A 10,996-nucleotide genomic window follows, 5' to 3' on the forward strand; every position below is an offset into this window, starting at 1 on the left:
AACCTTCATCGACATCCTCGCCATTACCGGCGGCAATCCGTTCGCCTCGCTGGTCATTGTAAACGGGGATATATGGGAACTGAAATCCATTTGGTACAACAAAGAATATCATACTTGGAGAGATGAACGTAACTGAACCTATCATACAGGCTGCACTGCTTGGAACAGCCAACCGTGAATTCGTTCCCGGAGCCTTTCCCGAGTCCCTTCAGACTCTGGTTGACGGGATCCACGGGAAAGCCGAAGACACGGAATCGTTCCTGTACATGACAGCCGCATCCGCCTTCGCCTACAGGCGTGCCGGATGGGAACCGGCCGGAGCGGAAGGCATTGTCCCCGTGAAAACAGCCCCGGAAGAGGAACTGCCGTATTTCGACAAGGACCGGAGTCAACTCTTTTCCAGACTCCACGGTACACGCTATATGCTAGCCTACGCCTACCGTCTGGCGCAGGGGTCGGGAAAAATCATTTCGCCCGAATACCTCCAGCCGCTTATCCGGCGTGCCTATGACCGCAACAATCCGTTGCGGTTTGAAGAACGCAGGCTGCTGAAAAATCTCGTCGGGAACAGAGGCTTATGGCTGATCAGGCAGATGGGCCTTGTCGGAGAGGAATGCGGGATCACCGATTCTTGGGATACGGCCACCCACGGCGAGCGTAAGGAGATGCTTGCCAGATTCAGGCAGCAGGATTCTGCCGCAGCCCTTGAACTGCTGCGGAAAGACTGGAAGAGCGAACCGGCCAACCAGCGCAACGAGCTGCTTGAATGTCTCCGGATAAACATCAGCAAGGCCGACGAGCTCTTCATACAGGAAGTGCTGGAGTCGGACCGCAGCTCCATTGTCAAGGAAACGGCACGGAAACTTCTGTGCATGATTCCCGATTCAGCCATGGTGATGCGCTGCTGCGAACTCCTGCGTGGACATATCAGACACAACATGCTTACCGGATGGTCATACGACGAGATCGGATACACCCCGGAGATGAAGGCCATGGGGCTGTCCGAGGTAAGCTCCAACAAGAAAGAGGGCGATTCCGAATTCATCCTGAGGCAGCTCGCCGAACGGGTGCCTTTGAGTTTCTGGTGCGAGGTATATGGCTGCGGTAAGGAAGAGGCCGCGAGAAAATTCGCCAAGCATCCCCCTTTCAGGAAGTTCCTGGAGCTGGAGGACCCGATACTCAACTTCTCGGACGGGCTGTGGGCTTTCCACACCCTGAAGGAAGACCCTTCCTATCTGCGCAAGCCGGAACTCGTGGCGATGCTCACTCCCTCCCAGCGGGAGGAAATCAGCTGGCCGGAAACGGTCCGGGATTTCGGATTCATACCCGACTCATGGTACGGCAACGACTACGAGGCATGGGGCCCGAAATTCTCTTCCAGCGTCATGTCTTGGATTCTGAAAAAGGATTACCTGTACTATGCCGCAGACATGGCGGAACGGCTTGCCATGCATATCCCGTCACATCTAAGGAACCTGATCAAGGCCAAGGCCGCCTCTTCGGCGGAGGCTTCGCCGTCCATGAACGAGTTCTGCTCGAAGATGCTGGAATTCATGGATCTTAAATCTGAAATAGACACTTTGTTAAATGAAAAATAAATATTGATATTCATATGAGCACTTTACTGAGACAACATGCCGAGCAACAGTTTGCAGAGGAACTTCATGAACTGAAAAAGAACGAGACCAACCCGATTCCCGAAAACTGGGAGATGTCACCCCAATCCGTGGTCACCTACCTCATGGGAGGGATACTGAAGAACGGTTTTGAGGTTTCACCGAAATACATAGGCAACCGCCGCCTGATGGAGATTGCCGTGGCCACCCTTGTCACCGACCGGGCGCTGCTTCTGTACGGTCTTCCCGGTACGGCCAAGAGCTGGGTCAGCGAGCACATGGCGGCAGCCATATCAGGCGATTCGACGCTGATAGTACAGGGTACCGCCGGAACGGGAGAAGAGGCCATCCGCTATGGCTGGAACTATGCCCGTCTTCTCGCCGAGGGGCCGAGTGAGGGTGCCCTGGTACAGACCCCGGTGATGAAGGCGATGCAGGAAGGCAAGATCGGCCGCATTGAGGAGCTTACCCGTATCGGTTCTGACGTGCAGGATACGCTCATCACCATCCTTTCGGAGAAGACCCTGCCCATCCCCGAGCTGAACAAGGAGGTGCAGGCCATCCGCGGATTCAACATCATAGCCACGGCCAACAATAGGGATAAAGGTGTGAATGACCTTTCAAGCGCACTGAAACGCCGTTTCAACACGGTCATCCTCCCGTTGCCCGACACGCTTGAGGAAGAAGTTGACATTGTCCGCCGCCGCGTGGAGAGCTTCGAGAAAGTGATGCAGCTGCCGGCAGAGAAACCTGCCCTTGATGAAATCCGTCGTGTCGTCACCATTTTCCGTGAGCTGCGTCAGGGAGCCACCGGCGACGGCAAGACGAAGCTCAAGAGCCCGAGCGGCACACTGAGTACGGCAGAAGCCATATCCGTGGTGAACAACGGCCTTGCCATGGCCGGCTATTTCGGTGACGGCCAGATCCATGCGGAGGACCTCGTTTCAGGCATCCTCGGTGCCGTGGTGAAAGACCCTGTACAGGACAAAGTGGTATGGCAGGAATACATGGAGACAGTGGTCAAGAACCGTGAGGGCTGGAAAGACATCTACAGGGCTTCAAGAGATATGATTTGATTGACGTATTTTGCATGAGACAAGTAATATGACAGACATTCATCTATTGGGAATACGTCATCACGGGCCGGGCTCCTGCCGGAACATCCTGCAGGAACTTGAGCGTATCCGTCCCGACCTCATACTGCTTGAGGGACCGGCGGAGGCCGAGGCTCTCATGCCGTTCGTCTCCTACGGGCAGATGAAGCCTCCGGTAGCCCTGCTCGGCTATCAACCCGATGTGCCGCAGAATGCCGTATTCTATCCGTTTGCCGACTTCTCGCCGGAATGGCAGGCTTTGCGCTATGCTCTCCGGGAGAATGTCACCTTACGCTTCTTCGATCTCCCGCTTGCCCATTCCCTTGCCTTCGAAGCGGAAAGGAAGGATGGCAACGAGCCTGTAGAAGCGGATGATGAAGCTATTAAACAGCCGGGTGATCCGTTTGACCTGCTGGCAGAAGCTGCCGGCTATACTGACGGTGAATCGTGGTGGAACATGAACATAGAACAGCGCAGAGACGGCAGCGGCATCTTCGAGGCCGTCAAGGAAGCTGTGACCGCGCTCAGGGAAGCCCTCCCGGAACATACCTCCCGCAGGAACCTTGTCCGTGAAGCGTGGATGCGTCGCATGATACGAGCGGCCCAGAAGGAACCTTTCGGGTGCATAGCCGTAATCTGCGGGGCATGGCATGTCCCGGCACTGGAGAATATGCCGAAGGTGAAGGATGACAACGAGCTGCTGAAAGGGCTCCCGAAGGTAAAGGCGGAATGCACGTGGATTCCGTGGACGTATGACAGGCTCACCTTCCGCAGCGGTTACGGGGCCGGCATAGACTCTCCGGGATGGTATCATTACCTGTGGCATCATCCGGAAGATGACGGCACCTGGTGGGTCAGCCGTATAGCGGCCCTTCTGAGGAAGAAGGACATGGACATCTCGGTGGCCCACGTAATCGAGACAGTCCGTCTGGCGCAGACGACAGCTGCGTTGCGTGGATTGCCCGCCCCGACGCTTGAGGAATACAACGAGGCGGTGACCACCGTAATGGGCTTCGGGGACGATATGCTGCTGCAGCTCGTCAGGGAATCGCTCATCGTGGGCAACTGTCTGGGCAAAGTGCCGGAAGCGGTACCCAAAGTCCCTCTCCTGATTGACGTGGAACGGCAGCAGAAACGCTTGCGTGTTCCTTTCACGGCGGAAATAAAGGAGATGACACTTGACCTGCGCAAGGAGACCGACCTGGAACGCAGCCTGTTCTTCCACCGCCTGGCCCTGCTTGACATAGACTGGGCCAAGCCGGAAACCGCAGGCGGCAAGGGTACTTTCAAGGAAAAATGGAGTCTTTACCATAGACCGGAACAGATTGTCTGCATCATAGAACGGGCAGTCTGGGGCAATACCGTGGAGGAAGCCGTGCAGAAGTACGTCTCCGACCGCATGACCGGAATCACCAGAATCCCCGAACTGACGGGACTTCTTGACCGGGTCATTCCGGCCAACCTTCCGGAGCTTGTGGAAGCGATGACCATCCGTCTTGACCGTCTGTCGGCGGCATCCACAGACATTGTGGAGATGATGGAAGCGGTTCCCGACCTGGTGAACATCGTCCGTTACGGCGATGTCCGCAATCTGGATTTCAGCAAGGTGGGCAACATGCTCCGGGCCATGGTGGCACGTATCCTTGCAGGAGGTCTGCTCGTCTGCATCAACATCGACGAGGAGGCAGCCGGAGAACTTCTTGAACACCTGTCGGCTACCAACTATGCCGTATCCACGCTTGATGACGAAGAGCTGAACGGCATGTGGTATGGGTTCGTGCAGCAGATCCGCAATTCATCAGGAGCGCATCCGCTGCTCTCCGGGTACGCGGCACGCATACTCTACGACAAGGGCAGGATATCGCGTGAAGAGATGCGTGACACCTTGAGCTTCTATTCATCGGTGGGCAACGCACCTTCCGACATCGCATACTGGTTTGAGGGATTCCTGCGTGCATCAGGTTCGGTACTGCTGCTGGACGACAACCTGTGGCAGCTCGTGAACGGCTGGCTCTGCGGTTTGAGCGACGCAAATTTCATAGAACTGCTGCCGGTGATCAGACGTACATTCAGCAATTTCACTACAGCCGAGCGCCGCAAACTCGGCGAGAAGGCCAAAGGATTCGAATTGAACGGAACCGATACCGGAATCGCCTCCGGGGAACATTCCTGCAATGACGGGGATGCATCCAAAGTAATACCCCTGCTCGGCAGACTTCTGGGAATCGGATAAAAAAGGAACAGAACATGGAAACAGAATATTTGAAAAGATGGCGTATGGCTCTCGGCGGGAATGCCGCTGACGGGACGGGTGTAACGCTGACGGTGGAAGAACAGCGCCTTGACAGTTCGCTGGAAGCCGTCTATGACAGTGACCGCCGCGGCGGACTCGGGTCGTCGGCCCCAAAGGTAAGCCGCTGGCTTGGCGATATCCGGGAGTTTTTCCCACAGACCGTCGTGCAGGTCATCCAGAGGGATGCCATCAAGCGTCTGCATATCGATTCGCTGCTTACCGAGAAGGAGATGCTGGCAACAGTTGTCCCTGACGTACATCTGGTAGCTACACTGATGTCACTCGGCAGGGCCATTCCCGAAAAGAACAAGGACATGGCCCGTCAGGTTGTACGCAAGGTCGTGGATGACCTGCTGCGGAAGCTCTCTTCCCCGACCCAGCAGGCCGTCACCGGTGCTTTGAACCGTTCGGCGAGAAGGCGCAATCCCCGTTACAACGAGATAGACTGGAAGACGACCATCATAAAGAACCTGAAGAACTACCAGCCCCAGTACAAGACCGTCATTCCGGAAGTCAGGATAGGCTACGGCAGAAAATGCAAGGCTCTGAAGGACATCATTCTCTGTCTCGACCAGAGCGGTTCGATGGGAACCTCTGTCGTATATTCCGGCATCTTCGGTTCGGTACTGGCCTCCCTGCCGTCCGTCAATACGCGTATGGTGGTGTTCGACACTTCGGTCGTTGACCTTACCGATGACCTGCAGGACCCGGTTGACCTGTTGTTCGGTGTCCAGCTCGGCGGAGGAACCGACATAGCCAGGGCCCTGACTTACTGTCAGGGTGTGATCACACGGCCGCAGGACACTGTGCTGGTACTGGTGACCGACCTCTATGAAGGCGGTGACGAGAAGGAGATGCGCAAGCGTTTCGCCTCCATTGTGGCCAGCGGTGTGCAGCTGATTGTGCTTCCGGCCCTGAACGATGACGGGGCGCCCTGCTACGACAAGCGTAATGCCGAGTATCTTGCCGGTCTGGGTGTTCCCACATTTGCCTGTACGCCTGACAAATTCCCCGACCTGATGGCTGCGGCATTGAGCAAGCAGGATATCGGGATGTGGGCATCAAAGAATATCAAAGAAAAATAGAGGAATATGGAACTTTCAGATGAACTGTACGACAGAATCGAAGAACTGTCAGAAACGGGAAATGAGGCGATGGAAAGCGAAGATTACGCGAAAGCCATCTCCTGTTTCCAAGAGGCACTGGACATCCTTCCTGAACCGAAGGAAGACTGGGAAGCATATCTCTGGCTCGTCGGCTCAATCGGTGACGCCCATTTCATGATGGGGAACTACGGCAAGTCGCTGGAGTTTTTCCGCAAATGCTACAATATCGGAGAGACAGACAATCCTTTCATCCTGCTGCGCCTTGGCGAGAACTATCTGGAAATGGAGGATGAAACCAATGCAACTGAATTTCTTCTCCGCGCCTATATGCTCGAAGGGGAAAAGATTTTCAAGGAAGACTGGAAATATTTCCAATGGCTGTCCGGGCATGTGAATCTCAAACAAAAATAATAACAAAATTATACGGCACTCATGAAAAAGGAAATAACAGACAGAATCAGGCTACTGGGCGGCAACGTAGCAAACCTGAAAGGGAATTCACTGAAAGAGGATCTCTGTGCCATTACATTCGATACGGCCTTGTTCCTTAAACCGGTGGACACGCCCTGGCTGGCTGCCGAAGATACAGAGCCGATTGAAGGTTTGGGCGATTGGGTGGATGAGCATATGGAGTTGTTCAATTCTGACAGGGAGGCGTTCTATAAGGAAATGACAGATACGTTCTTTACCTTGGATGAAGAACCTCGCCGCCAACTGTTTTGGGTTGCCAGACCATTTACGCCATTCCAAAAAGGGACACCGGATTTTGAAGAATGGAATGGTTGGTTTACGGATAATGCAGAGCTGGGTGAAATCATCAAGTATTCAAATTGTGCCACTCCGGATTTTGTAGAGCTGCTTTATACGGACGGTTATCCCAATTACTATCTCATCTGCCTGTCAGATAACGACCCTGAGAATCCTGTCGTCTGGAGTACGGATCATGAGGAATTTTTCACGGAAGTAACCAATGAGGGACGACTGAATGATTTTCTCGACAGGTTCATGACTAAGGAGGAATTCCTGAAATTGGTGAAAAGTAAACTTGAAGAGTGAATATAATAGTTGGATTAATGCTTTATTTTATAGCAAAGCTATAAGAATGGAGAAATTTCTTCAAAATAAATATAATAAGCGGTTTGCCCCCCCCTGAAAATCAGTTTGCCACAGAACATTATCAACCTCGAAAAATAAAAATATACGACATATGAATAGAATGTTGATACTATACATTTTTTTGTTGCTTTGCGGCACGGTTTCCGCACAACAAACAGTAGAATGGAATGATTTGCAGCCCCTGACGGATGATGCACACCGCACAGTATATTATAAAAAAGACAGTAAACGGCCGTTGCAGGGAAAATATCGCATTATACGAGGGCTTGACGAAGAACACGTGAAACTTTCAGACGGCATGATAAACGGTGACTATCATCGCTACCGTGACGGGGTATTGCGTGAGTCGGGCATATATGTCAAGGGCAAGCGTAACGGTACATTCACGGAATACTACCAAGACGGCGTTACTCCCCGAAAGGAAACACCCATACTACAAGGCAAGATAGACGGAACTGTAAAGACCTATTTCCGTAACGGAAAAATAGAGATAGAAAAGGAGTACAAACAGAGTGTGGAGAACGGGCGGGAACGTCGCTTTGCCAACAAGACGGGTAAGCAGATTTTTGAATCTCATTATATCGACGGGAAAAAAGATGGCGAGGAATGGGAAATCTTCGAGGACGGCCGCGCAATACGCAGCAAGACTACATGCCACTACCGTAATGGAAAACTCGACGGTTCGTATCGTGTGGAATCAACATGGGAGGGTAAACCCTATATAACCATTGAGGGACAATACACCGACGGTGAGAAATCAGGGCAATGGATACAGCATAACTATCAAGATAATACCCAAACCTGCACATGGCATGGTGAAGGTGGGGCTTAAACTTAGATGAAAACCGTCATCATAACACTACTTTTGACGGCTGCATCGGTCATGAGTTGCAAGCCGCCTATGCCTCCGACAGACAATGAGTCCGCCTGCACATCTTCATGCAAACAAGACCAACGGACAGCGGATGTTATTGGCGAAGCGGATATAATAACGGGGATTGCTTCCGATGATTTTCCCTCCCTTTTCATACAAGGCAATCATTTCCAGTTCCAACGCAAGAATGGATTATATGCTCCTTTGGGTATTGGGTTCATGGAGGTCATAGCCGAGCAGAACCCCGTCATACCATTATACCGGACAGCAACGTGCAAGGAGCCGGAAGATAGCATTGCACTGCATCAGTATCCGTTTGACAAGGATATTGCCGAGCGGAAAAGGAAGGATGACAATCCGCAGGAATGGCAGGACGGACAGAATAACGCTTCATGCAAAGATGGCAGATATTACTATCGTTACTCTTCGGAATCAGATACGTTAATGCCCTTGGCATGGAGATCCGGAAGCAACATACATGAATACTTAGAAGAGACGGCAAGTCTGATCTACACTTTTCCCATGCTCCGTTTTAGAGTGTTGGGCTTAATGGCGGGAAGGGCTGAAATTGTACTGAACGAGGAAAGCGGAAAAACGGCATGGATCAACTGTTCATCTGGGCAGATTATGATGCATGGAAACAGGATGCAACGCAACCGCAGCCTCATGCGGATAAATGGTATTCCAGCGAAAAGAACGCATGACTTTGACACCTACTATATCTCTTGGGAAGACTATCTTCGCATGGTGACGGTAGTCTGCTTCAAGGACAATACAGAAGTCCGAAAACCGTTTGAGGTACAAGGCGATACAATAAAGAGTGAACAAGGCTGGAAATTATGGAAACAAGGAGAAGAGCTACTGATAAAAGATATTATAGAATACTACCTTGAATAATGTCGGCTGCCGGACAAACGCCGGGGAACTCTTTCGGGCGGGACGGGGCGCGGGAAGTTTCGGCGAACAGCCGAAGCCCCGTGTGTCAAAGTGCAAGCGCAAGATAGTGAAAACCCTTTCACCCACGTTAGGGATTGCAGGGGAAAAGCCACAGCATAGCGAGGACTTGTAGCGGAAAGCCCGACCCGAAGGGGGAACGCCCAAACAACCACCCGAACAAACTGCTTTTTGGCAAGGATTGCATTTATGGAAAAATACGAAGTAGATTATAGTGAGTCATCCTATTTTGTTTTTTAATACAAACAATGCGATTTCGCCCAATAGCAAAGTCAAAAAGCTACCTATCCAAAGATAATAACCTGTTGACAAATGAAAAACTCCAAGAGTGCTTTCAATGCCCCGTTCGAGAGTGTAAAATAAACTGTGTCAGGCTATAATAATAATAGTTTAACACAGTTTTTATAATATGGCCAATTTGGAAATAGACTACAAGAAAGCAGCCCAGCAGCTGCGTAGCGGTGAAGCACTCTTCGGTAAAGACGGAGCTTTGGCTCCTATGCTAGAACGTATCCTAAACGCAGCCTTAGAAGGTGAGATGGATGCTCACCTTAATAGCGTTGACTGCAGTTCTGGCAATCGTCGTAACGGCAAGATGAGCAAGACCGTACAGACAAAGTATGGAGAGGTGATAGTCGAAACCCCTCGTGACCGTGACGGTTCTTTTAAACCGGAGACAGTTAAGAAACGTGAGACAATTCTTGCTGAAGGTATGGCAGATCAAATCATCAACATGTATGCTCTTGGTACAAGCACTCGTGATATAAGCAAGTACTTTGAGCGTGAGTTTAACACAACCCTTTCAGCAGAAACCATCAGTGCTATAACCGACCGAGTTATTCCCGAAATAACAGCCTGGAAGTCCCGTATGCTTGACCCCGTCTATGCCATTTGCTGGCTTGACGCCATTCACTACAAGGTAAAAGACGATAAGGGTCGTGCAGTCACTCGTGCAATATACAATGTCCTAGGTGTAAACAAGTCTGGTCACAAGGATCTTCTTGGTATGTATATATCTGAGAGTGAGGGTGCTAACTTCTGGCTTGATGTTATGACCGACCTTCAGAACCGTGGTGTACGTGATATTCTGATTTGTTGCGTAGACGGTCTTAAGGGATTCCCTGATGCCATCCAAAGTGTATTCCCGGAAACCTCCGTTCAGCTATGTGTAGTCCACCAAATCCGTAACTCAATCAAGTATGTAGGAAGCAAGCATCAGAAAGAGTTTCTGAAGGATCTCAAGACCGTATATGGTGCTGTAAGCAAGGATTCTGCATTAGCACAGCTTGACATGGTTGATGAAAAATGGGGTGAGATGTACCCCATAGTAATCAAATCCTGGCGCGACAACTGGGAGCGTCTTACGGAATATTTTCAGTATACTCCTGCAATCCGCAAACTTATCTACACAACCAATACGGTTGAGGGCTATCATCGTCAGGTGCGTAAAGTAACGAAGAACAAAGGTGTGTTCCCGTCAGACACCGCACTTGAAAAGCTTGTGTATCTTGCCTATCGAGACATTAGTGGGAAATGGACTATGCCACTGTCTAATTGGGCACTGATATCACAGCAACTTGCCATAAAATTTGGTGATAGGTTCAAGATTATGTAACTTTGCTTGTGAAAGGCTCCTCTTATTTGTATGCAGATGTGAAATCTGCACACAAATAAGAGGGAAAGAATAAAAAACAGAGCCGTGACACAGTTCAGTTTACACTACCCCCGGATGAATGTTCGGGGGATTTTTTTTCTTTTGGGCGTTCCCGTGGGACGGTCGGGCTTTACGTTTCAAGTCCTCGCCTAAAGGCTGTGGGCTTTACTCTGCAATCCCTAACGCATGGCTGAAAAGTCCTCTTGCCGGTGTTCTTCTTCATACAGCCTCATGCGTTCTTGTAATGCTTCTTTTAAATTGTCGCTTTTTTTCAGTCCGAGTTTGGCAC

General features: G+C 51.1%; 9 protein-coding genes. All 9 read left to right on the forward strand.

Going from position 1 to position 10,996, the window contains the following annotated elements; all coding sequences use genetic code 11:
- The first annotated feature begins 122 nt into the window (after positions 1-122).
- The 9 genes from ABUA47_RS19860 to ABUA47_RS19900 all read left to right on the forward strand — a co-directional run bounded on the left by ABUA47_RS19860 (position 123) and on the right by ABUA47_RS19900 (position 10,668).
- On the forward strand, positions 123-1,598 hold the full coding sequence (locus ABUA47_RS19860) for a DUF5691 domain-containing protein (protein ID WP_004328518.1): 1,476 nt from the start codon (positions 123-125) through the stop codon (positions 1,596-1,598).
- Positions 1,599-1,612: 14 nt separating this feature from the next.
- Positions 1,613-2,692: an ATP-binding protein gene (locus ABUA47_RS19865; protein WP_004328517.1), complete on the forward strand. Its 1,080-nt coding sequence runs from the start codon at positions 1,613-1,615 to the stop codon at positions 2,690-2,692.
- 28 nt (positions 2,693-2,720) lie between these two features.
- Entirely contained in the window at positions 2,721-4,943 is a 2,223-nt protein-coding gene (locus tag ABUA47_RS19870) for a DUF5682 family protein (RefSeq protein WP_004328516.1), read from the forward strand.
- A gap of 14 nt (positions 4,944-4,957) precedes the next feature.
- Positions 4,958-6,088, forward strand: a complete 1,131-nt coding sequence (locus ABUA47_RS19875; protein WP_004328515.1) for a vWA domain-containing protein — start codon at positions 4,958-4,960, stop codon at positions 6,086-6,088.
- 6 nt (positions 6,089-6,094) lie between these two features.
- The gene (locus tag ABUA47_RS19880) at positions 6,095-6,520 is read left to right on the forward strand and encodes a tetratricopeptide repeat protein (protein WP_004328514.1); all 426 of its coding nucleotides are present in this window, start codon (positions 6,095-6,097) and stop codon (positions 6,518-6,520) included.
- Between the two features lie 21 nt (positions 6,521-6,541).
- Positions 6,542-7,165 (forward strand): hypothetical protein, encoded by a 624-nt coding sequence (locus tag ABUA47_RS19885; RefSeq protein ID WP_004328513.1) that lies wholly within the window; start codon positions 6,542-6,544, stop codon positions 7,163-7,165.
- A 151-nt stretch (positions 7,166-7,316) separates the two neighbouring features.
- Entirely contained in the window at positions 7,317-8,057 is a 741-nt protein-coding gene (locus tag ABUA47_RS19890) for a toxin-antitoxin system YwqK family antitoxin (protein WP_004328512.1), read from the forward strand.
- Between the two features lie 6 nt (positions 8,058-8,063).
- Positions 8,064-8,996, forward strand: coding sequence for a hypothetical protein (locus tag ABUA47_RS19895; protein WP_004328511.1), 933 nt, complete (start codon positions 8,064-8,066; stop codon positions 8,994-8,996).
- A gap of 466 nt (positions 8,997-9,462) precedes the next feature.
- Positions 9,463-10,668, forward strand: a complete 1,206-nt coding sequence (locus ABUA47_RS19900) for an IS256 family transposase (protein WP_009316578.1) — start codon at positions 9,463-9,465, stop codon at positions 10,666-10,668.
- Positions 10,669-10,996 lie beyond the last annotated feature (328 nt).

Origin of the sequence: Bacteroides sp. RTP31139st1_H2_RTP31139_211217 (genome assembly GCF_040227615.1) — a bacterium.
GTDB classification, from domain to species: Bacteria; Bacteroidota; Bacteroidia; order Bacteroidales; family Bacteroidaceae; genus Bacteroides; species Bacteroides uniformis.